This is a genomic window from Acidisarcina sp., from assembly GCA_035539175.1.
Taxonomy (GTDB): domain Bacteria; phylum Acidobacteriota; class Terriglobia; order Terriglobales; family Acidobacteriaceae; genus JANXZS01.
Genome location: DATLIY010000008.1, coordinates 807,230 through 833,064 on the forward strand (window position 1 = coordinate 807,230; position 25,835 = coordinate 833,064).

At 59.7% G+C, this 25,835-nt stretch carries 25 protein-coding genes; 16 read left to right on the plus strand and 9 right to left on the minus strand.

What is annotated here, in order from left to right; translation table 11 throughout:
- Positions 1-30: 30 nt before the first annotated feature.
- Both gatC and gatA read left to right on the plus strand, forming a co-directional pair.
- Positions 31-357 (plus strand): Asp-tRNA(Asn)/Glu-tRNA(Gln) amidotransferase subunit GatC, encoded by a 327-nt coding sequence (gatC, locus tag VM554_11435; GenBank protein ID HVJ08988.1) that lies wholly within the window; start codon positions 31-33, stop codon positions 355-357.
- Between the two features lie 39 nt (positions 358-396).
- A complete protein-coding gene (gene gatA / locus VM554_11440) occupies positions 397-1,863 on the plus strand; it encodes an Asp-tRNA(Asn)/Glu-tRNA(Gln) amidotransferase subunit GatA (protein HVJ08989.1) in 1,467 nt (488 codons plus the stop codon).
- 54 nt (positions 1,864-1,917) lie between these two features.
- Here gatA and VM554_11445 read toward each other — a convergent pair whose 3' ends face one another.
- From VM554_11445 to tyrS, 3 genes are all read right to left on the minus strand, one after another.
- Positions 1,918-2,511 (minus strand): FmdE family protein, encoded by a 594-nt coding sequence (locus tag VM554_11445; protein HVJ08990.1) that lies wholly within the window; start codon positions 2,509-2,511, stop codon positions 1,918-1,920.
- Positions 2,512-2,564: 53 nt separating this feature from the next.
- On the minus strand, positions 2,565-3,263 hold the full coding sequence (locus VM554_11450; protein ID HVJ08991.1) for a hypothetical protein: 699 nt from the start codon (positions 3,261-3,263) through the stop codon (positions 2,565-2,567).
- Between the two features lie 128 nt (positions 3,264-3,391).
- Positions 3,392-4,720 carry a tyrosine--tRNA ligase gene (gene tyrS / locus VM554_11455; GenBank protein ID HVJ08992.1) on the minus strand — a complete coding sequence of 443 codons (1,329 nt, stop codon included), beginning with the start codon at positions 4,718-4,720 and terminating at the stop codon, positions 3,392-3,394.
- Between the two features lie 98 nt (positions 4,721-4,818).
- Here tyrS and VM554_11460 point away from each other — a divergent pair, with 98 nt between their 5' ends.
- From VM554_11460 to VM554_11490, 7 genes are all read left to right on the plus strand, one after another.
- Positions 4,819-5,289 (plus strand): MmcQ/YjbR family DNA-binding protein, encoded by a 471-nt coding sequence (locus VM554_11460; GenBank protein ID HVJ08993.1) that lies wholly within the window; start codon positions 4,819-4,821, stop codon positions 5,287-5,289.
- A gap of 49 nt (positions 5,290-5,338) precedes the next feature.
- The gene (locus VM554_11465; GenBank protein ID HVJ08994.1) at positions 5,339-6,130 is read left to right on the plus strand and encodes an SDR family oxidoreductase; all 792 of its coding nucleotides are present in this window, start codon (positions 5,339-5,341) and stop codon (positions 6,128-6,130) included.
- Between the two features lie 20 nt (positions 6,131-6,150).
- Positions 6,151-6,996 (plus strand): hypothetical protein, encoded by an 846-nt coding sequence (locus VM554_11470; GenBank protein ID HVJ08995.1) that lies wholly within the window; start codon positions 6,151-6,153, stop codon positions 6,994-6,996.
- Between the two features lie 109 nt (positions 6,997-7,105).
- Positions 7,106-7,618 carry a 3-hydroxyacyl-ACP dehydratase FabZ gene (gene fabZ, locus VM554_11475; GenBank protein HVJ08996.1) on the plus strand — a complete coding sequence of 171 codons (513 nt, stop codon included), beginning with the start codon at positions 7,106-7,108 and terminating at the stop codon, positions 7,616-7,618.
- Complete coding sequence (gene lpxA, locus VM554_11480) at positions 7,615-8,391, plus strand: acyl-ACP--UDP-N-acetylglucosamine O-acyltransferase (protein ID HVJ08997.1); 777 nt, start codon at positions 7,615-7,617, stop codon at positions 8,389-8,391. Before fabZ ends, lpxA begins: the two co-directional genes overlap by 4 nt.
- A gap of 2 nt (positions 8,392-8,393) precedes the next feature.
- A complete protein-coding gene (gene lpxI, locus VM554_11485; protein ID HVJ08998.1) occupies positions 8,394-9,251 on the plus strand; it encodes a UDP-2,3-diacylglucosamine diphosphatase LpxI in 858 nt (285 codons plus the stop codon).
- Positions 9,252-9,309: 58 nt separating this feature from the next.
- Positions 9,310-9,855, plus strand: a complete 546-nt coding sequence (locus tag VM554_11490) for a peroxiredoxin (GenBank protein HVJ08999.1) — start codon at positions 9,310-9,312, stop codon at positions 9,853-9,855.
- Between the two features lie 122 nt (positions 9,856-9,977).
- Here the strand turns inward: VM554_11490 and VM554_11495 are convergent, their stop codons facing one another.
- Both VM554_11495 and VM554_11500 read right to left on the minus strand, forming a co-directional pair.
- Positions 9,978-10,619, minus strand: coding sequence for a hypothetical protein (locus VM554_11495; GenBank protein ID HVJ09000.1), 642 nt, complete (start codon positions 10,617-10,619; stop codon positions 9,978-9,980).
- A gap of 148 nt (positions 10,620-10,767) precedes the next feature.
- Positions 10,768-12,666, minus strand: coding sequence for a transglycosylase SLT domain-containing protein (locus VM554_11500; GenBank protein ID HVJ09001.1), 1,899 nt, complete (start codon positions 12,664-12,666; stop codon positions 10,768-10,770).
- Between the two features lie 134 nt (positions 12,667-12,800).
- Here VM554_11500 and lepA point away from each other — a divergent pair, with 134 nt between their 5' ends.
- A complete protein-coding gene (gene lepA / locus VM554_11505; GenBank protein ID HVJ09002.1) occupies positions 12,801-14,612 on the plus strand; it encodes a translation elongation factor 4 in 1,812 nt (603 codons plus the stop codon).
- A 536-nt stretch (positions 14,613-15,148) separates the two neighbouring features.
- Here the strand turns inward: lepA and VM554_11510 are convergent.
- Entirely contained in the window at positions 15,149-16,396 is a 1,248-nt protein-coding gene (locus tag VM554_11510; protein ID HVJ09003.1) for an SLC13 family permease, read from the minus strand.
- 294 nt (positions 16,397-16,690) lie between these two features.
- Between VM554_11510 and VM554_11515 the strand changes: the two genes are divergently transcribed.
- The 5 genes from VM554_11515 (at position 16,691) to VM554_11535 (ending at position 20,697) form a co-directional block, all read left to right on the plus strand.
- On the plus strand, positions 16,691-17,491 hold the full coding sequence (locus VM554_11515) for a hypothetical protein (protein HVJ09004.1): 801 nt from the start codon (positions 16,691-16,693) through the stop codon (positions 17,489-17,491).
- A gap of 421 nt (positions 17,492-17,912) precedes the next feature.
- On the plus strand, positions 17,913-18,356 hold the full coding sequence (nikR, locus tag VM554_11520; protein ID HVJ09005.1) for a nickel-responsive transcriptional regulator NikR: 444 nt from the start codon (positions 17,913-17,915) through the stop codon (positions 18,354-18,356).
- 139 nt (positions 18,357-18,495) lie between these two features.
- Positions 18,496-19,422: an MBL fold metallo-hydrolase gene (locus VM554_11525; GenBank protein HVJ09006.1), complete on the plus strand. Its 927-nt coding sequence runs from the start codon at positions 18,496-18,498 to the stop codon at positions 19,420-19,422.
- 137 nt (positions 19,423-19,559) lie between these two features.
- On the plus strand, positions 19,560-20,081 hold the full coding sequence (locus VM554_11530; protein ID HVJ09007.1) for a quinol:electron acceptor oxidoreductase subunit ActD: 522 nt from the start codon (positions 19,560-19,562) through the stop codon (positions 20,079-20,081).
- Between the two features lie 94 nt (positions 20,082-20,175).
- Complete coding sequence (locus VM554_11535; GenBank protein ID HVJ09008.1) at positions 20,176-20,697, plus strand: hypothetical protein; 522 nt, start codon at positions 20,176-20,178, stop codon at positions 20,695-20,697.
- Positions 20,698-20,804: 107 nt separating this feature from the next.
- Here VM554_11535 and VM554_11540 read toward each other — a convergent pair whose 3' ends face one another.
- Together VM554_11540 and VM554_11545 are read right to left on the minus strand one after the other, a co-directional pair.
- Positions 20,805-21,743 (minus strand): hypothetical protein, encoded by a 939-nt coding sequence (locus VM554_11540; GenBank protein HVJ09009.1) that lies wholly within the window; start codon positions 21,741-21,743, stop codon positions 20,805-20,807.
- Between the two features lie 99 nt (positions 21,744-21,842).
- The gene (locus tag VM554_11545) at positions 21,843-23,036 is read right to left on the minus strand and encodes an NAD(P)/FAD-dependent oxidoreductase (GenBank protein HVJ09010.1); all 1,194 of its coding nucleotides are present in this window, start codon (positions 23,034-23,036) and stop codon (positions 21,843-21,845) included.
- Between the two features lie 207 nt (positions 23,037-23,243).
- Between VM554_11545 and hcp the strand changes: the two genes are divergently transcribed.
- Complete coding sequence (gene hcp, locus VM554_11550) at positions 23,244-24,884, plus strand: hydroxylamine reductase (GenBank protein HVJ09011.1); 1,641 nt, start codon at positions 23,244-23,246, stop codon at positions 24,882-24,884.
- A 180-nt stretch (positions 24,885-25,064) separates the two neighbouring features.
- On the opposite strand, the gene ric is transcribed toward hcp, so the two are convergent.
- On the minus strand, positions 25,065-25,799 hold the full coding sequence (gene ric / locus VM554_11555) for an iron-sulfur cluster repair di-iron protein (GenBank protein ID HVJ09012.1): 735 nt from the start codon (positions 25,797-25,799) through the stop codon (positions 25,065-25,067).
- Positions 25,800-25,835: the final 36 nt, after the last annotated feature.

The window sequence follows — 25,835 nt, forward strand, 5'->3', positions numbered from 1 at the left end:
GAAATCGTTGGGCGGGAGTTGAGACGAGAGATGGCAGAAGCAGCAAAGGTCACAGTGGAAGATGTGCAACGGGTTGCCGAGCTGGCAAACCTGGAGTTGGAGGCTGGCGAGGAGGCGCGCATGCTGCGGGATCTGAATGCCATCCTCGGGCATGTCGCCCAGTTGAACGAACTGGACACATCCTCCGTCGAGGCTATGGCGCAAGTGACGGAAATTCTGGCACTGCCCGCTCTTCCTGCGTTGGAGACGTTGCGCCCGGACCTGATTCGTCCCTCGCTGGATCGCAGCGTGGTGCTCGATGGCGCTCCGGAAACGGATGGCGTCTTCTTCAAGGTTCCCAAAGTCCTCGAGCGTTAATTTTTCTGCCGCGAGCGCGGCTTGTTTCCCGGGAAAAGCATGACATCAGAGACCGTTTTGACAGAAAATCCGCAGTCGATCGACTCCGTGCGCGAGCAGGTTGCCAATCGTTCGAAAACCGCCCAGTCGTTTGCCGAGGAGACCTATGAGCGCATCGGCGCCGTCGATCCCCGGATCCATGCCTATCTGGCGTTGAGCCGCGAGCGTGCGCTGCGGCAGGCGGAGAAGATCGACGCCATGGCAGCCAGTGGGCAGACGCTTCCGCCGCTCGCGGGTGTTCCGGTCGGCATCAAGGACGTGCTCAATATGATGGGTGCTCCCGCGACTGCTGGATCGAAGATTCTCTCCGGCTATAACTCACCTTACGATGCGACGGCGGTTCAGCGGTTGGAGGCAGCCGGGGCGGTTCTGGTGGGCAAGCTGAACTGCGACGAGTTCGCGATGGGATCGTCCAACGAAAACTCCGCATATGGACCGGTACACAATCCCCGCGCGCTCGATCGGGTGCCGGGCGGCTCCAGCGGCGGCTCCGCTGCGGCGGTTGCGGCGGGCATGGCGGTCGCGACCCTGGGCACGGACACGGGGGGATCGATTCGCCAGCCGGCATCGTTCTGCGGAGTGGTGGGTCTGCTGCCCACCTATGGCCGGGTATCGCGATTCGGCTTGATCGCCTTTGCCTCGTCGCTCGATCGAATTGGCCCGTTTGGGAATAACGTGCGCGACTGTGCCACCATCCTCGGCGTCATGGCGGGCTACGATCCTATGGATGCGACCTCCTCGACGCTGCCGGTGCCCGATTATGCAGCGGAGATGGCAAGGCCGGTGGAGGGGCTCCGCATCGGCGTTCCGGCAGAGTATTTTGCCGAGGGGCTGGATCCGGAGGTTCGCGCGGCAATCCAAACGGGAATTGAGCAGCTTCGCGCGCGGGGATGCACGATTCACCCCATCTCCCTGCCGCACACGCGTTACGCCATCCCCACGTATTACGTGCTGGCGACCGCAGAGGCGAGCTCGAATCTTGCGCGGTTCGATGGCGTGCGTTATGGTTTTCGCGCCAAGGATGCGAATGCTCTTTCCGCCATGTACCGCCGCTCGCGAGACGAGGGCTTCGGCCCGGAGGTAAAGCGTCGAATTCTTCTTGGCACCTATGCGCTCAGCGCGGGCTATTATGACGCGTACTATCGCAAGGCGCAGCAGGTTCGCCGCCTCCTGGCGCAGGATTTTCTGAATGCCTTCGAGCAGGTGGATGCCATCGTGACGCCGACCGCGCCCACTCCGGCGTTCAAGCTCGGCGAGAAAACGGATGACCCCGTCTCCATGTACCTGGCGGACATCTACACCGTTACAGCCAGCCTTGCGGGTATTTGTGGAATCTCTGTGCCGTGCGGGGAGTCCAGCGAAGGGCTGCCGATCGGCATGCAGATCCTCGGAAAGCACTTTGCCGAGGGCACGATCTTCCGCGTCGCGCAGGCCGTCGAACAGGCGAACGCAATTCCAGTCAGCTAAGGGAAGCGGTCCATCCGCGAAGAGCCGGTTTGCGAACGATGCAGGCCGGCTTTTTTAATGGGGCAGGGGCTGGTAGTAGCGATCCTCGGGCGCTGCGCAACCCTGGCAAAGGGTTTGCCCTTCGCGCAGGACGTAACGGTCGTAGTTGATGCCCTCACCGCAGATGGCGCAGGCGATGCGCTCTCCTTTAAAGCCGGGAAACTCCTTTGCGTCGAGCGTGACGCTTACCCATTCCTCCGTGAAGAGGCTGGCGTCCGTCATCTCACGGTAGGCCTGCATCTGCTGCTGATTCTTATTCTCGATCCCGGGGAACATCTCGCGGGCCAGGGCCTTCGAGGACTCGCGTGCCGCGATGCGGATGGCGCGCTGGTTCGCCAGATCCACGAAGGTTGCGGCCATCTTGCCCCAATCGCGGAACTTGAGCGCCCTCTTGCCCAGTCGGCAGCCGGTTACCACGCCGATGGCGTCGGTGGCGCAGCGGTCAATTTCGACAAAGGTCACCAGGCGTTTGCGGTCGGCTCCGCGTGGGTCGGCGATGCCCAGGCGTTCGCAGCCGAGCATGGCCATGCGCACACCCAGCACCTGCCCGGCGCACAGATGGCCGTGGGCAATCTTCGCCTGCTCCAGCAGTTCGTCGAGCGATTCCATGACGACTATCCTAGAGCAACTTGGTGACTCTAGCGCGATTCGCTCCGCCCCGGTTATTGCGGATCCGGCTCGGCGGCGTCTCCCTCTTCCACCAGGACAGCGGAGAGGCCAATCAGATCAAAGCTCATCGGCGCGGCTCCCTTGGGATTGAAGGTGACGCGCAGCGGCTCCCGCTGCCAACCCGCGGGCTCGCATGCCGGGCTGGGGTGGTCGTCGGCAGACCAGGAAGAGATCTTCTTCGCCAGGATGGGACGGCGCGCGCCCACCTGCGCCACCACGGCATAGAGAGATTTCCCCGTCGAGGGCAACCCGCAGTAGGCGGCATAATCGCGGAACCAGACGACGTCGGAGACGGCGGGATCATAGTCCGGCAGATGCAGGGCCGTGACGTGGCCAGTGGTGCGATCCACCACGATCCACGAGCCGCGCTGCCACACCCAATGCTCCTTGGTATCGGTGGGCAGGGTGTCGTTGATGTGCAGGGCACGCCGAATGGTGAAGCTGCGGTCGGTGATGTCGTGCGCCTCGCCCGTGGTCCACTCCTTCACCTGGCCGTCCACCACAATGGGGCGAATCTTCAGGTCGCCATCGGTTGCGGCGGTGCCGCGCACCGAAGCGTCCGCGGGGTCGCCAATCGTGGTGTGCGGAACCCGCTTGAAGGGTCCAAGGCCGACGGTGTGCGGCTTTCGCACCGCAAGCAGATTCGCGGAGCACAGCAGCAGAAGCCCCGCCAGGAGGGCGCTTCGGAGCACAGGATGAGCGGAGGTCATGCCAGCTAGGTTAGGGGACCGGTGGCGCGATCCACAAGTCCCCGTTTGGGCCAGTTACGCTGAAGTAACAGCTACGCAGAAGTAACGTTGTTTTTGCGCAGTGCTGCCTGCTATTCGATGACGACGATCTTGGCGCGTTTGCCGACACGAACGGGCCAGCGCGCCGGCAGATCCTGCGCCAGGATGTTGACCGTCTTCTCCGTGGTGGTGCCGATCACGATGCCCGCCCGCTTGATCTGGTTCGAGGCCGCCGTGGTGGATTCGGCCAGGCCCGCGGCATGCAGCAGCTTCGGCAGGCGGATTCCTCTTCCACGTGCGATATCCTCCGCGCTCACGTCGAGGTTGGCGAGGCGTTCTCCTGCCGCTGAGTAGATGGTGGTAATCGAATGCGGCTCATCGGAGTTCCATTCCACGTCGCTCAGCGGGACATGGATCTCCTCCGTATCCGCCGAGATCTTGCGCTGCTGAAATTGCAGGGCCCAGTTTTCGTCTGCGCGCTGCGCGGCTTCCCGGGAGTGGAATCCGGCGACGATGAGACGTGCCAGATGCTTCTTCACCTCCATCGGGTGCAGCGTGCCTGCCTGTACTTCGGCCTGCATCGTATCAATTTCGGATTGGCGAAGGTCGGTCAGGAATGTCCAGTACTTCCACATCAGCTCGTCGGAGACGGACATCAGCTTGCCATACATTTCTTCGGGCTTTTCCTTGATGCCGATGGCGTTGCCCAGGGACTTGGACATCTTCTGCACTCCGTCCAGTCCTTCGAGGATCGGCGTCATCAGGATGATCTGCGACGGCTGGCCGTAGTGGCGTTGCAGCTCGCGGCCCATCAGCAGGTTGAATTTCTGATCGGTGCCGCCCAGTTCCACATCGGCGTGCAGGGCCACCGAGTCGTATCCCTGTGCCAGCGGGTAGAGCATCTCGTGCAACGAGATCGGCTTCTCCTCCTGGAACCGCTTGTGGAAGTCGTCGCGCTCCAGCATCTGCGAAACGGTGAAGTGCGCCGCCAGCCGGATGATGCCCTCAAAGCCCAGCGTTCCCAGCCACTCGGAGTTGAAGCGCACCTCGGTCTTTGCCGGATCGAGGATGCGGAACACCTGCTCCTTGTAGGTCTCAGCGTTGGCCTGGATTTCCTCGACCGTCAAGGGCTTGCGGGTGACATTGCGGCCCGTGGGATCACCAATCAAGCCGGTGAAGTCGCCGATGAGGAAGATGACCGTGTGGCCCAGATCCTGAAAGTGCTTCAGCTTGCGGATGAGCACGGTGTGGCCCAGGTGCAGATCGGGAGCGGTGGGATCGAAGCCGGCCTTCACGCGCAGCGGTTTTCCGCTCTTGCGGGAGGCTTCCAGGCGCTCGCGCAGGTCGGAGGTGCGGATGATCTCCGCCGCACCTTTTTGCAGCAGATCAAGTTGTTCATCAACAGGGGCAAAAGTGGACATAGCCTCTTCAGTATAGAGGTACCGGCCATCCAACTCCTTTGCTTACGCGGGAATTGCTCGCTTGAGCCTTTGCCCTGGCCGGTCGCATACTGTGCCACATGGATGCCGAGATCGCAAGAGAGTATCTGCTTACGCTTCCCCATGTCGTAGAGACGATGCAATGGGGAGCCAACCTGGTCTTCTGGGTGGGAGACAAGGCCATCGGCGGCAAGATGTTTGCCCTGCTGAATCTCGATGACGATGGGAGAGCGGTGCTCTGCTTTGCCGCCGGGCCGGATCGCTACGCCGAGCTGTTGGAAGTGGAAGGAGTGATCCCCGCTCCCTACCTGGCGCGCGCCTGCTGGGTTGCGCTGGAGAACTGGGACGTATTCCGTGCCAGCGAATTGCAGGAGCTGCTGCGCAATGCCCGCACGCTGGTGGAAGCAAAGCTGCCCAGGCGGACGAAGGATGTCCTGGCCATGCCAGCCGCGGAGCGCAAGCGGCTGGTCGCGCAAAGGAGGAGGCTCCTCGCCGCCGCTGGCGAGGCTCGTGGCGCGGCTCGCAAGCCAAAACGCAAGGCCAAGCCGTAAATCATCAGGTTGGTTGCGCGGAGAAGTCACCCTCCGTTAGCGTAGCCATATGGTTTCCCTTTCACTTGCAGGCAAGGTTGCACTCGTCAGCGGCGGTTCGCGCGGCGTCGGGGCGGAGACGGTGCGCCTCTTCCGCGAGGCGGGCGCGAAGGTCGTCTTCAACTATCGCGTAGCGCGCGAGCGTGCTCTGGAGTTGGTCGAGGAGTGTGGCGGCGAGGCTGAGTGTGTCGCCCTGCAGCAGGATCTCTCCCATGCCGGGGACGGCCGCGCCCTGGTGGCCGCAGCTATTGAAAGATTCGGACGACTGGACGCGCTGGTCGTGAACCATGGCATCTGGCCATCCAGGGACGCCTCCATCGCCACCATGTCCAGCGAACAGTGGAGCCGGACGATGGGAGTGAATCTCGATAGCGTATTCGGGCTGGTGCAGGCAGCGGTGGCGCAGTTTCAGCAGCAACGGGACGCGGGCCGGGCCACGGGCGCGGCTGGGCATATCGTCCTCATCAGCTCCACCGCCGGACAGCGCGGCGAGGCCTTCCATGCCGACTATGCCGTGACCAAAGGAGCGGTCATCAGTCTTACCAAGAGCCTCTCCAGCGAACTGGCCGGCGAGGGCATCTATGTGAATTGCGTGGCTCCGGGGTGGGTGGATACGGAGATGTCCGCCGCCGCGCTGAGCGATCCCGCGAAACGGGAAAAGATTTTGTCGTCGATTCCGCTGGGTCGGGTGGCGAGTGTGCGGGAGATTGCCGCGCCTGTGCTGTTCCTCTGTACTCCCTATACGGGGTTTATCAGCGGAGAGATTCTGAACGTGAACGGCGGCGCGGTTCTGGTAGGTTAAGGCGGAGCGAAGAGGGAAGCATGAAGAGAAAGGCAGCCTGCTGCAAAGGGTCGGTTTCAATGCGCGCCAAATCTTTCGGCGCGATACTGGGAGTTTTGCTGGCCGCAATCCTATTCTCATGCGGCGGCTTTGCCTTCGCGCAGGACACCGCTGCAACTGCCAAGCAGAATGAGCAGAAGGCACGCGCCGTCCTGGACGCAATGGTGCAGGCGCTCGGCGGAGATCGCTGGCTGTCGATGCAAAACCGCGTCTATGAGGGGCGTCGTTCGGGCTTCTACAAGGGCGATCCTACGGGCGCCATCGTCGATTATTTTGAGTTCCATCAATTTCCTGATCAGGATCGCGTCGAGTTCACCAAGAAGCGCGATGTGGTGCAGATCCTTACCGGGCGCGAGGGATGGGAGATCACCTATCGCGGCAAGAAGGCCCTGCCCAAGGATCAGGTGGATGCCGCGCTGCGGCACAGGGACCACTCCATCGAAGTTGCTGTCAAGGTATGGATGAAGGATCCCAGAACGATGTTGTTTTACGAGGGGCAGCGCACCGTGCAGCGCCATCTTGCGGATCAGGTGACGATCCTCTCCGGCACGAACGACTCAATCACGATCCAGATGGACGCGCAGGACCACCTGCCCGTGCGGAGCAGCTTCGAGTGGCGCGATCCGGTCTACAAGGACAAGAACGAGAGCGCCGAGGAGTACGACGACTACCATGTGGTCGAGGGCATCCCCACGCCCTTCACCATTACCAGTTACCAGAATGGCGAGATGACCGGCCAGCATTTTCTCTACCGCGCGAGCTACAACGTGACGCTGCCGCCGGAGACGTTCGATCCCGATAGAACCGCCAGCAAGATCAAGAAATAACCGTAATGTAACGTGGCGCGGCGGTCCCCGAAGAGAGGTTGTACCCGTCGCCGCGCGGGGCGATTGCGAATCACTGGGCGGGAAGATTGTATAATCGCGCTGCACCCTTATGGATAACGAAAAAGCTACACCTGAGCCCGGCCAGCAACTCGACATCAACGAGATCATGGCGATCCTGCCCCACCGCTACCCGTTTCTGCTGATCGACCGGGTGGTTGAGGTGGTTCGCAAGGAGCGCATTGTCGCGATCAAGAACGTGACGATCAACGAGCCGTTTTTCCAGGGCCATTTCCCTGGCTACCCGGTTATGCCGGGGGTGCTGGTCATTGAGGCGATGGCACAGGCCGGAGCCTCCCTGTTGCTCACCGAGTTTCCCGATCGCGACGATTACCTGACGTTCTTCACCGGCATTGAGCGCGCCAAGTTCCGCCGGCCCGTTGTGCCCGGGGACCAGGTGCGCATCGAGATCAAGGTGATTAACTGGAGATCGCGAGCCGTGCGCATGGAAGGGGTCGCAACGGTCGAGGGCAAGGTGGCGTGTGAATCGATTGTCATGTGCCAGATCGTTCCGCGGAAGAAGAAGGCCACAGCCTCTGCGGCAGGGGCGGTGAGCCAGGAGTGAGTATTCATCCCACAGCCATCGTTGCTTCGTCGGCGACGGTGCCCGCGAGTTGCACGATTGGGCCCTACTCCACCATCGGCCCTGACGTCGTTCTGGGCGAAGACTGCGAACTCGTCTCTCACGTTGTCATTGATGGTCACACGACCATCGGTGCCCGCAATCGTTTCTTTCCCTTTGCCTCAATCGGGGCAGCACCGCAGGACATCAGCTACGCCGGTCAGCTGACTCGGCTGGAAGTCGGGGACGACAACGTCTTCCGCGAAAGTGTCACCGTCTCCCGTGGAACGGTGAAAGGCGGCGGAGTCACCCGCATTGGCAGCAACTGCCTGCTGATGACCTGTGCCCATGTGGGCCACGACAGCCAGATCGGCAGCAACTGCATCATCGCCAATGCCGCTGCCCTGGCCGGGCATGTCGTGGTGGAGGATTATGCTTCGGTGGGCGCGCTGTGCGCGATCCATCAGTTTTGCCGTATCGGTCAGCATTCCTTTATCGGCGGCGGAACGGTTTGCACGCAAGACGTGTTGCCTTTCTCGCTGACCTCGGCCAAGCGTGAGACGCACACCTATGGCCTCAACAAGGTTGGCCTGCAGCGCCGTGGCTTCACACCGGAGCGGCTGAAGGCGCTGCAGCATGCCTACAAGACGCTGCTGGCCTCGCGGTTGAACACTTCGCAGGCTCTCGAGCAACTGCGGTCCGACGGAACTCCAACGGAAGATGTCGCTTACCTGCTCGAATACATCGAGCGCTCCCAGCGGGGGATCATCAAGTAACCATGAAACTTGGTCTGATTGCAGGCAATGGCCGCTTCCCCTTTTTGCTGCTCAGCGCGGCGCGGGCACATGGCGATCAGGTCGTGGTCGCTGCCATTAAGGAAGAGACCGATCCCGCAATCGATGACGTGGCGGCGGCGGACCCGGGCGTCACCGTCTTCTGGCTGTCGCTGGGCGAGTTGTCCCGGCTCATTGAAACCTTTCAGGCGGAAGGAGTCAGCCAGGCCGTGATGGCCGGACAGGTGAAGCACAAGCAGATCTTCTCCAGCATCCGTCCTGACTGGCGGCTGGCCAAGCTGCTGCTTTCGCTGCGGACCCGGAATACCGACATGCTGCTGGGAGCCGTCGCCAAGGTGCTGAAGGATGAGGGGATCGAGCTGATCTCTTCCACTGCATATCTGGAGCCGCTGCTTGCCCAGGCCGGAGTGCTGACCGATCGCGCACCCAGCGAAGAAGAGCTGAAAGACATCCGCTACGGCCGCAGCGTCGCTCTTGCCATCGCCGGCTTCGACATCGGGCAGACCGTCGTAGTCGCCGGTCAGGCATGTGTAGCGGTGGAGGCGATGGAGGGCACCGATGCGGCGATTGCGCGCGCCGGCCACCTGATGCAAAGCCTGGCAGAGGGCGGTGAGGCTTCCACGCTGCCGCGCGACCTGACCATCGTCAAGGTAGCCAAACCCAGGCAGGACATGCGCTTCGACGTACCGGTGATCGGCGCTCCCACGATCCACGCCATGCAGCAGGCGCGGGCAACCTGCCTGGCGATTGAGGCCGGCAGAACCCTGGTTTTTGATCCGGACACAGTGCGATCGCTCGCCAATGCGGCAAACATTGCGATTGTAGCCGTCGAACAAGCATAATCAGGTCCGCCCTGTGGTTGACCGCCACCTGGCAAATCTTCCCCTTGGAGTGTGCCTTGTGTCGAAAGTATCCATCGTCCTCATTGCCTTGCTCGTCGTGGTGCTTGCGGTTGCCCTGCGCCATAGCCGTGCAGCCGACAATCCGATACCGCAGGTGGGCCAGCAGGCGCCCGACTTCACGCTTCCCTCGCAGGACGGATCGCAGATCAGCCTGGCCAGTTTTCGCGGCAAATGGGTGGTCCTCTACTTCTACCCCAAGGACATGACCTCGGGCTGCACGCTGGAGGCGCACAACTTCCAGCGCGATCAGGCAAAGTATGACCAGCTCAAGGCTGTCATCGTCGGCGTCAGCGTCGACTCGGCGGAGAGTCACCAGCAGTTCTGCACCAAGGAAGGGCTGAGCTTCCGCCTGCTGGCAGATACCGAAAAGAAGGTGACTCCCGAATACGGCTCGCTGGGCAACTACATGGGCATGAAGATCGCCAAGCGCAATACCTTCCTCATCGATCCCTCGGGCAAGATCGCGAAGGTGTGGCTCGGTGTGGATCCGGCACACCACAGTGAAGAGGTGCTGGCGGAACTGGAAGCCAGGGCAAAGAGCTAGAGTCTATGTGCCGGGGGCAGGGAACGATACGGCAGGCATGGCGTTCCCTCAATGGATAAAAACCTGTAGACGCAAAAAAGCCCGGCGAGATGCCGGGCTCTTTTGCTTGCCTTAACGAACGGTTACTTCTTGGTTGCCTTCTTGGTTGCTTTCTTTGCGGCCTTCTTCGCCGGAGCCTTCTTTGCTACAGCCTTCTTGGCTGGCGCCTTCTTTGCCGCCTTCTTCGCTGGAGCCTTCTTCGCTACAGCCTTCTTGGCTGGCGACTTCTTTGCTGCTGCCTTCTTCACTGCCAAAGGAGTACCTCGCTTTGTAGATTTTTTACCAGTAGCGCTCTTCTTTAGGGTCACCGGTTTTCTGGTGGCCTTGCCGCCGCCACGAGCGCTCTTACTCTTCTTGGCGGCCGACTTCTTCGCGGCCTTTTTGGCCGGAGCTTTTACCGCAGCCTTCTTGGCCGCAGATTTCTTTTTGGCTGGAGCTTTCTTCGCTGCCTTTTTTGCTGCCTTTTTCGCCGGAGCTTTTCTTGCAGGGGCAGGAGCGCTCAAAGTACCGGTCTCGATGGAACCCGGAACCTTCTTCTCTTCTTCCTCGTCCTCGTTGTAGTGTCCCAGGTCTTCGTCGTCATCGGAGGAGATAGAGATGCTGATCTCTTCTTCTTCCTCTTCCTCGTCCTCGTCGAAACCCTCTTCTAATTCTTCCAAGGATTCATCTTCCTCGGGTTCGAACTCGCCGTCGTTCTGTGCGTAAAGCTTGCGATCTTCCTGCATTCCTATGCCTCCCACGGCTTCGGTACTTTCGGATTTCCCTGCACAGCGGAACTCTTTGCGCGCAGTAGCCTGCCGCGCGGATTATAGCAACAGCATGCAACGGTATGCGAATGAACGCAAGCACGAAGTGAGATCAACGTTGCGATTCTCAGTGTCTCTTCTTCCGTTTTGAATTTGTAGATGAGGAAGACTTGCTGGCCGAGGAGTGTTTCGCCACCGCTGTGGACGCCTTGGCCGACGTCTTTTTGCTGGCGGAAGCGGAGTGCGCTGCGGCGCTGTGCCCACTCGACGAATGCTTCGCAAGGCTGCGCGAATGACTCGAGGAGTGTGTACGGCTGCTGCTGCCCGAGGCTGCTTGCACCCGCGATCCACGCGTGTGCGAGCTTGTCCGGACAACATGCGCAGGTTCGGCTACAAACAGTCTGCGGCCCGAGGAAACGCGAGCCGTCTTCAGATGATTCCAGCGCCGCAACTGATCGATGGACACCCCGAAGCGGTCGGCAACAGAGACCAGCGTGTCTCCGCGGCGCACAACATAGGTAGTGGCGCGCGCAGAGGAATACGTCGATACAGCAGGTGCCACAGGAATAACCAGTGCATCTGTCTGCGAGAGGTCCTCTCCCGACGGCAGTTGATTCACAAACGCGATGTCGGAGGCGCTCACGTGGAAGTTTCTTGCCACTTCGTCGAGCGACTCACCCGGCGCAAGCTTGTGGTAGCGCCAGCTTCGCCTCTTGTCTTCCGGAATCTCGGCAATCCTCTTTTCGAAAAGATCTTTCTTGCCGGCCGGCAGGTGCAGGTCGAAGCTCGTATCCGGAGGCGTGCTCATGCGCAGCAGGCTCGGGTTCAGCGCCACAATCTCCTGCACCGGTACTTCGGTCACATCCGCTACCAGGCGGAGGTCGATGCTGGAGTTCGTCGTGACGGTGTCCGGATCCGTTGCCGAATCGAGAGCGACACCCTCCAGGCCGTACTGCCCGGGATTCTTCGCCATGATGGCCGCAGCCAGAATGACGGGGACATAGTTCTTCGTCTCCTGCGGCAGTGCGTTGCGGCGATACAGTTCCCAGAAGTCGGCATAGCCGGTGCGCTGCACGGCGCGCTGCACGTTGCCCGGACCCCAGTCATAACCAGCCATGGCGAGGTACCAGTCGCCAAGCTGGTTGTAGATCTGCTTCATATACCGCGCGTAGGCGCGAGTGGATTTCTCCGGATCGAAGCGCTCGTCATACCAGCCATTGCGCGTCAGCCCATAGGTGCCATAGGGCATGAATTGCCACATGCCTGCTGCGCCGGAGCGTCCGTTGACAACCTGTGGCTGAAAGCCCGATTCCGCGACGGCCTGATAGATAAGATCCTGCGGTACTCCTTCTTCGGCCAGGATCTTCTGGATCATCGGCTTGTAACGCCCAGCGCGTTGCAGGGAGCGCATTAGCGTTCCGTGGCCCTTGGTCGAAAAAAAACTGATCTGGCTGGCGACGTAGTCGTTGATGACCAGCGGCAAATCGGATTGCGTTGTCTTCAACTCCGCAATGGCCTGCGCCTTGAGGTTGGGATCGACGGGGAAGGTGACATCGTTCGCGATATCGACGGGCGCGGGCTCCACCTTGGGGGCAAAGCCATTGCCTTGCTTTAACGCTTCCATCTCCAGCGTGTTCACGGCATCGACAATATGCTCGAACTCATCGCTGAGCTGCGGATCACTCTTCAGATCGATTCCGCTCGCCAGCATCATGTCCACGGCGCGGTCAAAGTCTCTCTTGGCTTCGCTCAAACGTCCGTTGCGGTAATTGGAAACGCCGCTGGCATAGGCCTGTTCCACCTGGTCGATGAGCTGCTGCTGACTTCGGTTGGCTGGAGCCGGCGTCGTTGCAGGGGTAGGAGTGAGCTGAGGAGACTGCGTAAGTTGCACGTTCTGGCGGGGCAGCGTGGGCGCAGTTGCCTGTGGCGACTTCCCGGCAGGCGAAGTCGCCGGCTGTGGATCACACCCGGTGAGCAGCACTAGAGCGATGCACGAAGCAGCTATGGATAAATTGGAAACAGCCATGCGAAATGCGTCGGTACCCGTCACCATTGTATTGCGCGAAGGGGCTGCGGACCGATGATAAGATCAGAAGTTGAGGAAGTTTGTGCGCTGCGTCGGTACCGTAGTGTGCCTCACTCTCCACCCGGCATCTCTCAATGAACATTCGAAATATTCGTAACTTCGCGATCATCGCGCACATCGACCACGGTAAATCGACCCTGTCGGACCGGCTGCTGGAGCTGACCGGCTCCCTGACTGCGCGCGAAATGCAGGCCCAGGTGCTGGACGCCATGGACCTGGAGCGCGAACGCGGCATCACCATTAAGGCCCACGCAGTGCGCATGATGTATCACGCGCGCAATGGCGAAATTTATCAGCTCAACCTGATCGACACTCCCGGCCACGTGGACTTCTCCTATGAAGTATCGCGGTCCCTGGCCTCGTGCGAGGGTGCTCTGCTGGTGGTGGACGCCTCGCAGGGCGTTGAGGCGCAGACGCTTGCCAACGCGCACCTCGCCATTAATAACGGGCTCGATATGATCCCGGTGATCAACAAGATTGACCTGCCCAGCGCCGATGTCGTGCGCACGCAGGAGATGATCGAGTCCGCCGTCGGCCTGGATGCAACCGATGCGATCCCGGTCAGCGCCAAGACGGGCCTGGGCGTGCCGGAGGTGCTGGAGGCCATTGTGAATCGCCTGCCTCCTCCCTCGGGCGATCCCGAGGCACCGCTGCAGGCGCTTATCTTTGACTCATGGTTCGATTCCTATCGCGGCGTTATCGTGCTGACGCGAATCATCAATGGAAGGCTGAAGAAGGGCACGAGAATTCGCCTGATGTCGAACGGCAAGACCTTCGATGTCGAATCTCTGGGTGTGCTCACGCCCAAGCCGGTGGAGATTGGCGAACTGACTGCGGGTGAGGTTGGATTCTTTGTCGCCAATATCAAGAATGTCGCGGATACGAAGATCGGCGACACCGTCACGGAAGATGGGCGCCCCTGCGCCTCGGCTCTGCCCGGCTTTGAGGACATCAAGTCGATGGTCTTCGCCGGCATCTATACAGTGGATTCGCATGAGCACACGCTGTTGCGCGATGCTCTCGAAAAGCTCCGGCTCAACGACTCCTCCTTCTTCTTCGAGCCGGAGAGCTCGGTTGCCCTTGGCTTTGGCTTTCGCTGCGGGTTCCTTGGGCTGCTGCACATGGAGATCATTCAGGAGCGTCTGGAGCGGGAGTATCAGCTCGATCTCATCACGACGGCTCCCGGTGTGCGCTACAAGATCACGCTCACCGATGGCTCCGTCGTTGAGGTGGATAACCCCTCCCGCTGGCCCGATCCGAGCAATATTGAAAAGATCGAGGAGCCGGTCATCAATGCCACGATCCTCACCAACGAGGAGTATGTCGGCGGCATCCTCAAGCTGGTGGAAGAGAAGCGCGGCCGCCAGAAGAACTTCGAATACGTGACGCCGACGCGGGTGATGCTGACCTACGAGCTGCCGCTGAATGAGATCGTGCTCGACTTCTACGACCGCCTGAAGTCCGTCTCCCGTGGATATGCCTCGCTGGACTATCAGCTTGCCGGGATGTGGGAGTCGCCGATGGTGAAGCTCGAAATCCTCGTCTCCGGGGAGCCCGTGGATGCGCTTTCCATCATTGTGCACAAGGACTTCGCCTACGAGCGCGGCCGCGCCCTGGTCTCCAAGATGCGCGAACTCATCCCCCGCCAGCAGTTTGAGGTAGCCATCCAGGCGGCTATCGGCTCCAAGATTGTGGCTCGCGAAACCGTCGCCGCACTGAGGAAGAACGTGATTGCCAAGTGCTACGGTGGAGATATTTCGCGCAAAAGGAAGCTGCTGGAGAAGCAGAAAGAAGGCAAGAAGCGGATGAAGCGGGTGGGCAAAGTCGATATCCCGCAGGAAGCCTTCCTGGCGGTGCTCAAGCTGGGCGAAGAACCCTCCCGCTAGCCGGGAAAATTCTTACAAAAATCATTGATGTTGGGATGATGGGTTCACTTGCCCGTAACCTGAATCTGTGGAAAGCGCAAGTTATGCACCCTGTGGAAAAAAGCGCGGGCTCCTGCACTGAAAATTGTGGCAGGACGCGCTAAAGCTCCTGATAACAATTAAGTTAACAGCGCCCATCTGGGAAATTGCGCAGTGATTTTCGCGGCGCGATTTTTTTGGAGCGTCGGCCGACTCCCGATATTCACATTTTTTTCCACAGGTTCAGGGGGCGAATTTATGTCACAGTCCTCCGAGTTCCGCAAGAGAAAATTTAGCGTCCGCTCGGAGGCAGGGAGAGGGTTGGATAACTCCGGAACGGCTTTGTGAATATTTGATGAACGACAGCCAACATCCTACCCGGAACCAGGTAGACGCGCCAAGAAAATGCTGGGGTCGAAATCTCTCAGTTCCATTTCGGGAAACACGAAGGAAAAGAGAAAGTGCGTGCCTGGAATAGCCTGCAAAAGCCCCTTCTTCCAACTTCTTCCCGGCCCAATTTATTGGTCGAGCCAATGCAGCCAGGCCCAGCCTATGCAGAGCGTCACAAGCGTAATCGGCAAGCCGACGCGAAGATACTGCCAGAAGCTGACCCTGGCCTCGCGACGTGCGATCTGGACGACGATGATGTTCGCAACCGATCCGGTGATGGTGAGGTTTCCTGCGAGCGTGCTGGCCATCGCCAATAGCAGCCAGCCGGCATGCGTTCCGCCCTGGTGAAGAACGACGGGCTTAAGCAGCAGCACGGCGGGAACATTGCTGACGAGATTGGACAGAAGTGTGGTCACGCCGATAAAGACCACCGTATTTTTCAGATTGAGGTGCTCTGCCCACAGCAGCAGCTTTTCGTTCACCCCTGCCGCCTCGCCGCCTGCCAGTACGATAAACAAGCCGACAAAGAAGACCAGCAGCGAGACGTCAACGTGAGCCAGAAGGAAACGCGCATCCCTGTGCCTGCTGACCAGGAGCAGGCATGCCCCGGCGATGGCGCTCATCGCCGGGTCCATGCCGGAAAGAAACGCAATCGACACCAGCAACAGGATGATCAGCGGCCACACCATGGCGCGAAAGCTGGGCTCCTGCTTTACGCCGTCCGCAGGCGTTGCGGCGGATTTGGCCTCGACGTGCAGCGCGTTGCGAAAGAGCCATGCGAGGATTGCGTAATCCGCGGCTAGCCCCAGCAGGGCAATCGGCCCAAGCTTCAGCAGAAATTCAATGTAAGAGATGTGAGAGACGGAGCCGATGAGAATGTTCTGCGGATTGCCGGTGATGGTTGCGACGCTGCCAATGTTTGAGGCGGTTGCCAGTGCAAGCAGATGCGGCAGCGGAAGACGGCGCATGCGTCGTGTCACCTCCAGCACCAGCGGCGTAAGGATCACGCAGACCACATCGTTGACCAGCAGAGCTGAGAGCACTCCGCTGGTCAGAATGACAGCGGGCAGCAGATAGCGTGGCGGCAGATGTGCCAGGGTGTGGTCCGTGAGCCAGGAGAAGAATCCCGCCTCGTCCAGACCGCCAGCCAGCAGCATCATTCCCAGTAGCAGAAGGAGGGTGGGGAAGTTGATGGCATCGAGCGCCTGCCTCGGGGTCAAGACGCCAAGCATCACCATCAGCGTTCCGCTGATGATTGCCATTGCTGTCCGGCCGATGCCCGTCCTTGGAATGTGGCCAAAGGCGAAGACAAGATAGCTCACGAGGAACACAACGGTGCCGGCAATTGCTGCGGGATGAAAGGTCAGATGGAGCATCGTGTCTCAGGACGCGGAAGCTTGCCGCTGGAGGTCTCGTGATCCGGCTTGCAAAGCAGCAAACGGATCTATGGCTGTGGAACGGTAGATTAGAGCAGTTTAGAGCAGTTCTATTCCGTCTATCTTTCAATCCCAGCAATCTATCTTCGCGATGTCCCATAAGCTGGCACCGCGGCCTTTTTTTGTTGTGACAGATGAATCTCAATGAGTGAATTGGCCTGTTATTGTAAACGGGGTCAGCCGACAGTCGCGGGGCAAGTGGAGCATGTACACTGATTTGCGAGAGCAGCCTCCATGCCGACATGTTTTGTAATTCAGCCGTTTGATTCAGCTGGGAAGTTCGACAAGCGATATAAAGAGACCTTTGTTCCAGCCATTGTCGCGGCTGGGTTAGAGCCGTACAGGGTAGACGAGGACGCACGGGCTGATGTGCTGATTGCCTCGATTGAGGACGGTATCCGTTCGGCGGCGGTGTGTTTGGCCGACATCACTACCGACAACCCGAACGTCTGGTACGAACTCGGCTTCTCCTTCGCTGCGAACCGTCCCGTCGTCATGGTTTGCTCAAATGAACGAACCGGCAAGTATCCCTTCGACATTCAGCATCGAGCAATCATCCCATACAAAACCGAGGCACAAAGCGATTTCAAGGTATTGAGTGACGCCATAACCGAACGCTTGAAAGCGGCGGCTGAGCGGAGCCAAGAGTTACAGCAGATTGCCGATGAACCAGTGGCTTCGGTGAGTGGCCTAAGTCCGATTGAGTTGACGGTTCTAGCGGTGGCGGCTGGCACGGCCGACGGTCCCGAAGCCGGTTTCAGCGTGTGGAAAGTCCGAAATGATGCCGAGAAAACGGGTCTCACAAATATCGCCATTTCCCTTGCACTACGACGGCTCACGGTGAAGCAGTTCTTAGAAGAGACATTGGTGGAAGAATATGGCAACGAGCCATATACGGGAATGAAGATCACGGGCCGGGGTTGGGACTGGATCGGCGCAAACGAAGACAGCTTCGTGCTTCGCCGCCCTCAACGCGAAAGCCGAACAGCACTTCCATATGAGGCTGAAATCAGCGACGACGATATCCCTTTCTGAAACGGAGCGATGCCATGTGTGCATCGTTTGTAGCAGGTCAAATGTTGCCAAATCGTCGAGTCGCTCCGGACAGCCGGGAGTAATCCTCTTATCTGCATGATCGCCATCTCGGACAAGTAGCGAGACGAGCTTCCCTGTCTCTTGATTCTTGGTGTCTCGGCCAAATGTTGGTTGATTTTCTTGAGTCATGCAAAAAACGCGGGCTTAAAAGTAAAGCTCTTGCGGTGGCCAGCTTATGCTTGATTCGGTGAGATTGGCGGAAAAGACACTTTGCAGGAAAAGTAGAGTGTGGCGATGGGTTGCGGCCCACCTGAGATAAAGTTGCTCACAGAGAATCAGGCAAAGAGAATCAGGGAAAAGATTGCTGCAGAGAATCAGGCAGCGCAGGAGCATCCTGAGAAGGAGCAATGGAGGTTGAGCCATGGCGGAGTTGACCCGGACAGGCGTCTCCATCGAAGAGGATCTGCTTCAGCAGTTTGACGCGTTGATCGCCGGACGTGGCTATAAGAATCGATCCGAGGCCATTCGCGATTTAATCCGCGAGAGCCTGGTGCAGGAAGCCGTCGATGAAGACAAGATGGTGGTAGCCACGCTGTCGATGATCTACAACCATCATTTGCCGCATCTCGGCGAAAAGCTTACGGAGATGCAGCACCACTCTCATGGCGCGGTGCTGGCTACAACCCATGTACATCTGGACGAGGAGAACTGCCTGGAAGTGATCCTGATGAAAGGCAGAAGCAAGGAGATTCGCCACCTGGCCGACCACATGCTGAGTCTTCGCGGAGTCAAGAATGGCAAGCTGGTGATGACCTCAACCGGGGAGGAAGCGCCGGGCCCGCAATCCAGGAGGCATCGTCATTAGCCAGACCCGGCATGCCAAATCAGGCGGCAGGGATAAAATCTATCGGCAGTTCGCTTGAATCTTCAGCCGGTTGCCGGGCATCCCAAGAAGTGAACGGATTGAGTGGCACGGATTGTATCCGCGTTGAGCAGGAGTTGGCGTGACCCGCACCAAGAAGATCAGTAAGCGATTTCGTTTTCTTACCAGCCTGGCTGGAAGCTCAGCGTTGCAGCGCATCGAGGGGGAGAGCATTCCCCCGGTGCTGGTTGATAGGGATCAGCTTGGTGTCACCTTTATCGGGCACTCTTCCTTTCTGTTGCAGATGGGCGGGCAGAATCTGCTCATCGATCCGGTCTTCGTACAGTGGCTGGTCGTTTTGCGGCGTTTGCGCAGGCCGGGAGTGAAGATCGAGCAACTCCCGCCAATTGACGCGGTTCTGCTCACGCATGCCCACATGGACCACCTCAATCGTCCCTCTCTCCTGCGCATTGTGAGGCACTCGCGGCAAATAAGCGGGCGCGCTCCGGTGGCGATTGTTCCCTGGGGAGTTGGCGACCTGGTTCGTGACCTGGGATTCGAGCGCGTCATTCGCCTGGAGTGGTGGCAGACGGAAGCGCTGGGCAATCTGCAGGTGACCATGACTCCCGCTCAACACTGGGGGGCACGTTATTATCGCGACACCCATCGCGGCTTTGGCGGCTATGTGGTGCGCTCGCAGCAGCACTCGCTGTATCACTCCGGGGATACGGCTTACTTCGGGGGCTTTGAACAGATCAGGAAGCGGCTAGCACCGCAAGTCGCGCTGCTGCCGATCGGCGCTTATAACCCGGAGAGCTTCCGCAATGTGCACACCAACCCGGAGGACGCACTCCAGGCCTTCTTGGATCTGGGCTCGCGCTGGATGGTTCCCATGCATTACGGAACCTTTCGGTTGTCAGAGGAGCCAACCGAGGAACCGGTGCAGCGCCTTCTGGCTGCCGCAAAAAACGAAGGTGTATCGAACCGGATCCGCGTCCTGGCGGAGGGAGAGACGAAAGCATTCTCACCCGAGGGAGCTGAAATCGAGGAAATCTCCCTCATTCGGTAGTCTCCAGCCGACGGCCGTTTCCCGGAATGCAACTACAGAAAAACACTGCTTTTGCCTCCGAACGCAAACCCGCACCACTATTCCTACATCCCAAGGATTCACTGAGGGTTTCTTTCGCTGATCCTGGGAGGCTTTGCATGGCGGAACATGCGGTATTTGGGATCTTCGCGAGCAGGCAGGCGGTGGAGGATGCAGTCGCGGCACTCAGAGACGCGGACTTCCGCCAATCGGACATCTCCATTCTTGCTCCGGAGAATCTCGGAGATTCTCGAGACCTGCTGTCGCCGACGACGAAAGCTCCGGAGGGGGCCGCGACGGGCGCTGCCTCGGGAGCAGTGGTGGGAGGAGTCCTGGGCTGGCTGGCTGGGATCGGTGCCCTGGCAATCCCCGGGGTGGGGCCATTTCTCGCCGCGGGCCCCATTTTGGCGGCGCTTGCCGGACTGGGTGTTGGAGGCGCTCTGGGCGGTATCACCGGAGCCCTGGTGGGTCTTGGTCTTCCCGAGCACGAGGCCCGGCGCTATGAGCGGCGGCTCGTAACGGGTGCGATTCTCGTATCCGTGCACGCCGATAACGCGGAATGGGCCAGGCTTGCGAAGGAGATTCTGAAGAGTGCCGGTGCCGAGGAGATATCCGATGCGGGAGAGAGCCGTGCTGCCTGAGAGGGGTTGTAACACTTTCGAGGTGGGGAAGCGAACGATCGTGGGGGCGGCAGGTGGTATTCACAGCCCCATATTTCGATTTATCCTGAGCGCCATGATGGCTCTAAGAAATATCCGATCCCTCCTTACCTTTTGCGCCGTATTGGCGTTCGCATCCCTGGCTCCCTTGGCATACGCTTCCAGCGGCACGGCCATCTACACCACAGAGGAGGCTCAGAAGGTCGACCAGAAGACCTCCAAAGAAGTGAAGAGTGCCCCAGGGAACAGCTTGGTCGCGGGCGGCATGAAGCGGACTCCTCCGGCAGCGCCGGCACCCCTGTTCTCCATCAGCCTTGAACCAAAGGGGAAAGCAACGGTCTCGCAGAGCTACACCAGCCCGGTGGTTACCACCTACTACGCCCACTGGACGCAGAGCGGCGGCAATGTGGTGGTGACGTTCAGCCCCGAAGACCGGAAGCGCCAAATCACCTTTTCGCGCAGCGGTGGCAAACTGGTTGCGAAAGAATGGGCGGCATCGGAGTGGGGTGGCAAGCCAGCGCCCTCCATGCATCGCGACAACTCAGACGCGCAAACCGCGGCGGCCTCTTCCGGTCACCATCTATCGTTTCATCTATAGCCCATCGTTTTTTTATAACCAGAAGCAGTTGCCCCCATACGAGAAAATGCCCTCTCTTCCGCGCGGAAGAGAGGGCATTTTGCTTTTGTGCTGGATGAGGCGCCGGACTACATATTTGTGTGGCCGTGGCGCATCTCTTCATTGAACTCCGGTTTGGTGATTGCGAGTGCCTTCTCCATGCGATCGTGGAACTCTTCGGCCCTCTCCATCAGCTTGGGAGTTGCCGCGGCAAAGTCGCCTTCCGGCGTCAATTGCAGAAAGCCTGCAGCCGCTCCCTGCGCCGCTATCTTCTGCAGATCCTCGGTCGTGGTGTTCAGGTATTGAGCATCGCGCGGGTCGGCGATCCAGACCGGTTGTCCCCCGCCCAGAACGCCGGATAGCCAGTAAATCTTCGATGCCAGAAACTCGTGACGGCTCTGGTCATCCGTGTCGGTAAAGAAAAACTTCTTTTGCCAGCGGCTGTAGTAGCGAGTGGTTACCGGTACCGGCTGGCGATTGCCGCTCTTCACCAGTTCCAGTTGCCCCTGATCGAAGGTCTTGCGCACGGCGTTGTAGATAAACGTCTCAGCGTATGGTTGCTCGGGCGCTGGAACGATCTCGGCAAAGGTCACGGTCATGCTGGCGGAGATCTTGGCATGCAACGGCGTTCCTGTGCCGTCTTCCAGACGAACTACGCCGTGGACGATGTAGGTATCCGCGCCGGAGGTCGAGAGATGGAAGGGCCAGCGGAACTCCGTAAAGGTGATGGGCAGCCCGGCGAGGGTCACGTAGGCGTCGGGGCGGGGATTGCGCAACCGCTTTGCCGCTCCGCTCAGGTGCGCGGTCATCACGGGCAGCAGCTCGGGCTTGTTGAAGTCGAAGGCGTCGCTCAACTCCAGCTCAAGCGTGTGGTCCGCCGTCGCATCCGGGGTGAGGGCCAGGCGAAAACGCGCCGTCGGCCTGTTGTTGAAATCTGTACCGGCCTCGGCTGCGAGAACTACCAGTCCGGCTTCACGAGAGGCCGTATCCACAGCCGAAGTCAGAGATGTCTTGATATTGGATGTCATAGTCTTTTTATTTCAGTGCTTCTCTATTCTAATCGCCCCGGATGGATCGGCTGGAGCAATTCCGGGTACAAATCCTTATGCGCGGATGAAAATCAGGTCCTAAACCGCCCGGCCCGCTGCCGCGCCGGAGGCCCATGCCCATTGGAAATTGAAGCCTCCCAGGTGGCCGGTTACGTCCACAACCTCGCCGATAAAAAACAGGCCCGGCACGCGACGGCTCTCCATCGTACGTGCGGAAAGCTCCCCGGTATCCACTCCGCCGGCGGTAACTTCGGCCTTATCGTAGCCCTCGGTTCCCGCGGGAGTAATGGGCCACGCGTGCAGGTGCTTTTCATAGTCCATAAGCGCGTGATTGGTCCAGCCCGCCGGAGGGTCCATTTCGAGGAGCCGGTCTGCCAGCCGGGCAGGCAAAGCAGCGCGTAATGCGGACCGGGCACTGGCAGCGTCGCGATGGGCGATGGATCGCAGCGGCGTGGTCAGGTCCTTCCCCGGTGCGAGATCGAGGGTGATGGGCGAGCGCCGGTCCCAGTAGCTGGAAATCTGCAGAATTGCAGGTCCGCTGAAGCCGCGGTGCGTAATCAGCATCTTTTCCCGGAATCGGGCCCGGCCAAAGGACGCCAGCACCTCCGTGGACACCCCGGACAGATCGCAGAGCGCATCTTTATCGCCGCCATGCAGCGTTAACGGCACCAGCGCCGGGCGGCATTCGCGTATCGCAAGGCCAAACTGCCGCGCAATCTCATATCCAAAGGCGGTTGCGCCCATCTTCGGAATGGAGAGCCCTCCGGTGGCGATCACCAGTGCAGGTGCGCGCACTTCTCCAATGCTGGTGCGCACTGAAAACACATCGGGCCGCGATATTTCGGTCACGTGAGTCTGGAGAAACATGGTGACTCCGGATGCCTCACACTCCCGCAGCAGCATGTCCACGATCTCTGTAGCGGAGCGATCGCAGAAGAGCTGACCCAGGGTTTTTTCATGAAAGGGAATGCGATGCTTCGTCACCAGATCCAGAAAATCGCCGGGCGTGTACAAGGCCAGCGCGGACTTGGCGAAGTGGGGATTCGCGGAGAGAAAATTCTCCGGCTGGCAATGGATGTTGGTGAAGTTGCAGCGGCCCCCGCCAGAGATGAGGATCTTTTTGCCTGGGCGATCGGCGCGTTCCAGCAGCGCCACGCGCCTGCCGCGCCTGCCTGCTTCGAGGGCGCACATCAATCCCGCGGCGCCTGCCCCCAGCACAATCACATCGAAAGACTGCGCTGCCGCCAGCCTCCGGGTTTCCTTCACGCGCATCCCTTACTCAAAAAAACAGTCCCCTCTGCCGCCGGATACCTGCTGCTGACAACAGGGGGCTGCTTCCATTATGACGTGCCTGCTGTCTTGCGGGTGCGGCGTGCGCGACCTGTGACTTAAGTCGCTGCTGCTTGCTGATTCGCTGGTTATGCTCTTGCACACGGGAGCACCTGGCTTTAGCCGGGGACCAAGAAGGGATGTGGATTTATGTTTTGCTACCAGTGCGAACAAACCTCAAAGGGCGAGGGCTGCCAGACTTTAGGCGTTTGCGGAAAAGATGAAACAACTGCAATTCTTCAGGATCTTCTGATCCACACGGTAAAGGGCATTTCGATGTATGCCTATCGAGGGAAGCAGCAGGGAGTGGCTGATCCGGAGGTGGATGCCTTCACGATTGACGCCATCTTCGCGACGCTGACCAATGTCAACTTCGATCCCGAGCGGCTGATGGAGCTCATTCATCAAGCAGTAGCGGTACGGCAGCAGGCACGCGCGCTCTATGAACAAGCCTGCGCTGAGAAGGGCATTGCAGCCGAGGCGCTGCAGGGGCCTGCGGTGTGGCAACCTGCTTCCACCCTGGAGGGCCTGCTGGCACAAGGGCAGGAGACGTTGCTGCCGGTCCGCTTTCTTACCGAAACCAGGGAGCTCGCCAATCTGCAGGAGTTAGCCCTGTACGGCATCAAGGGTGTTGCCGCATATGCCGTTCACGCGCATGCTCTTGGCGGAGACGACCCGGCCATCTATGCCGACATCCACGCAATCCTCGACTCGCTCACACACTCTTCGACCGCGGATCAGTTGCTGGGCACGGCTCTTCGCGTCGGCGAACTGAACTATCGCGTGATGGAACTGCTCGATAAGGTCCACACAGAAACCTTCGGACATCCGCAACCCTCCAAGGTGCGAATTCACCCCAAAAAGGGTAAGGCGATTCTCGTCTCCGGGCACGACCTCGGCGACTTATGGGCGCTGCTGGAGCAGACGAAGGGGCTCGGCATCAACATCTACACGCATGGGGAGATGCTTCCGGCGCATGGCTATCCGAAGCTCAAAGCCTATGAGCATCTGGCCGGCAACTACGGCGGAGCATGGGTGGATCAGGCAGACGACTTTGACTCCTTCCCCGGTGCAATCCTGATGACTTCGAACTGCATTCAGCTTCCAAAGTCCAGCTATCTGCAGCGCATCTTTACTGCTGGCGCGGTTGCATGGCCTGGGGTGGAGCACATTTCCAACCGCGACTTCAGCCCGGTGATTGCGGCGGCCCTGCGCGCTCCCGGCTTTGCCGAGGATGGCCCGGATCAGGAGATCTTGACCGGCTTTGCGCACAACGCGGTACTTGGCGTGGCGGACAGGGTAGTGGAAGCAGTGAAGGCGGGAGCGATCAAGCGCTTCTTCCTCATCGGTGGTTGCGACGGTGCACGCTCCGGCCGCAGCTACTACACCGACCTGGCAGAATCGCTTCCCAAGGACTGCGTGATCCTGACGCTGGCCTGCGGCAAGTACCGCTTCAACAAGCTGGAGTTCGGCGAAATCGGTGGTATTCCGCGCCTGCTCGACATGGGTCAGTGCAACGATACCTACTCGGCATTGCAGGTGGCGCTGGCACTGGCTAAGGCATTCGATTGCGGAGTGAATGATCTGCCGCTGTCGCTGGTGCTCTCCTGGTATGAACAGAAGGCCGTCGCCATTCTGCTGACGCTCCTGAATCTGGGAGTGCGCAATATCCGCATCGGGCCGACGCTTCCCGCATTTCTTTCGCCTGCGGTGCTGAACCTTCTGCATGAGAAATTCAACCTCATGCCGATTACGACCGTGGAAGAGGATCTGGCGGCAATCATGGCATAGCTGTTCCACACTGCAACCAAAGACCCGGCGTGGGAGCCAGTCTCCACGCCGGGTCTTTTTTGCTACGAACAGAAAAATGCCTGCGGAGATCGTCGTCCGCAGGCAAAAGGTAACAATGATTGTGTCTAGTTAACGAGGCAAACTTGATAGGGCCTGTTCATGAGGCAAATTATGCGGCGATCAGCTGGCCGCGGACTGGAGGCTTGCTTCCAGCTCAATGGCGCGTGGGAACAGGATGTTGTTCTCCAGATGCACGTGGCGATGCAGGTCTTCTTCAAACTCTCTCAGGGCATCGAACAGCGCGTGATACGTGGGGCATGCTCCCGGCGGGGTCTGATAGCCGTTGCTGAGGCTGCGAAACTCCGCTGTGATCGCGCCCGCGGAGTCGTGCTCGCGAAGCATCATCTGGATGGGGAAGGAGATGCTGCCAAAGCCTGCTCGCGGCGCGGCCCCGCCAGTGCTTGCTGCTTCCAGCTTCTGGATATAGGGGAAGAGAACCTGCTCTTCCTTGCCCTGGTGCGAGCGCATCTCTTCATCGATCTGGTAAGTGAGTTCTTCAATGCGCAGAAGATTGGGGTTTCCCGGGCCGTGCTTGGCTGCCACCTTGTTTGCCAGGGCGATCATGCGCGGCGTTTCCCGGTTCACCCGCTCGTGATGCGTGCGGACGATGTACTCCGTCAATTCTGCCAGGGGAGCCGTTTGCCAGCGCGAGGGATTGTCGGCAGGTTGCTGGCCTCGTGACTCGTCAAGCTGCTTCAGAACGTCTTCCAGGGGAAGTTGAAGTTCCGCACAGGCGTTTGCCAGCGGGACGCGGCCACCGCAGCAGTAGTCGATGCCAAAGTGCTCGAATACGCGGATGGAAGAGGGTTCCTCGAGGGCGATCTCTCGGACCGTGGTGGTAGCAAGTGGGTTCATAGCGAAACTCCTTGCTATGAAACTAGAAGTTGTCGC

Bases quoted from the DNA above. Each gene is read 5' to 3' on its own strand.
- gatC (HVJ08988.1), top strand. From the start codon at position 31: ATGGCAGAAGCAGCAAAGGTCACAGTGGAAGATGTGCAACGGGTTGCC.
- gatA (HVJ08989.1), top strand. From the start codon at position 397: ATGACATCAGAGACCGTTTTGACAGAAAATCCGCAGTCGATCGACTCC.
- VM554_11445 (HVJ08990.1), bottom strand. From the start codon at position 2,511: ATGGAATCGCTCGACGAACTGCTGGAGCAGGCGAAGATTGCCCACGGC.
- tyrS (HVJ08992.1), bottom strand. From the start codon at position 4,720: ATGTCCACTTTTGCCCCTGTTGATGAACAACTTGATCTGCTGCAAAAA.
- VM554_11460 (HVJ08993.1), top strand. From the start codon at position 4,819: ATGGATGCCGAGATCGCAAGAGAGTATCTGCTTACGCTTCCCCATGTC.
- VM554_11465 (HVJ08994.1), top strand. From the start codon at position 5,339: ATGGTTTCCCTTTCACTTGCAGGCAAGGTTGCACTCGTCAGCGGCGGT.
- VM554_11470 (HVJ08995.1), top strand. From the start codon at position 6,151: ATGAAGAGAAAGGCAGCCTGCTGCAAAGGGTCGGTTTCAATGCGCGCC.
- fabZ (HVJ08996.1), top strand. From the start codon at position 7,106: ATGGATAACGAAAAAGCTACACCTGAGCCCGGCCAGCAACTCGACATC.
- lpxI (HVJ08998.1), top strand. From the start codon at position 8,394: ATGAAACTTGGTCTGATTGCAGGCAATGGCCGCTTCCCCTTTTTGCTG.
- VM554_11495 (HVJ09000.1), bottom strand. From the start codon at position 10,619: ATGCAGGAAGATCGCAAGCTTTACGCACAGAACGACGGCGAGTTCGAA.
- VM554_11500 (HVJ09001.1), bottom strand. From the start codon at position 12,666: ATGGCTGTTTCCAATTTATCCATAGCTGCTTCGTGCATCGCTCTAGTG.
- lepA (HVJ09002.1), top strand. From the start codon at position 12,801: ATGAACATTCGAAATATTCGTAACTTCGCGATCATCGCGCACATCGAC.
- VM554_11510 (HVJ09003.1), bottom strand. From the start codon at position 16,396: ATGCTCCATCTGACCTTTCATCCCGCAGCAATTGCCGGCACCGTTGTG.
- VM554_11515 (HVJ09004.1), top strand. From the start codon at position 16,691: ATGCCGACATGTTTTGTAATTCAGCCGTTTGATTCAGCTGGGAAGTTC.
- nikR (HVJ09005.1), top strand. From the start codon at position 17,913: ATGGCGGAGTTGACCCGGACAGGCGTCTCCATCGAAGAGGATCTGCTT.
- VM554_11530 (HVJ09007.1), top strand. From the start codon at position 19,560: ATGGCGGAACATGCGGTATTTGGGATCTTCGCGAGCAGGCAGGCGGTG.
- VM554_11535 (HVJ09008.1), top strand. From the start codon at position 20,176: ATGATGGCTCTAAGAAATATCCGATCCCTCCTTACCTTTTGCGCCGTA.
- VM554_11540 (HVJ09009.1), bottom strand. From the start codon at position 21,743: ATGACATCCAATATCAAGACATCTCTGACTTCGGCTGTGGATACGGCC.
- VM554_11545 (HVJ09010.1), bottom strand. From the start codon at position 23,036: ATGCGCGTGAAGGAAACCCGGAGGCTGGCGGCAGCGCAGTCTTTCGAT.
- hcp (HVJ09011.1), top strand. From the start codon at position 23,244: ATGTTTTGCTACCAGTGCGAACAAACCTCAAAGGGCGAGGGCTGCCAG.
- ric (HVJ09012.1), bottom strand. From the start codon at position 25,799: ATGAACCCACTTGCTACCACCACGGTCCGAGAGATCGCCCTCGAGGAA.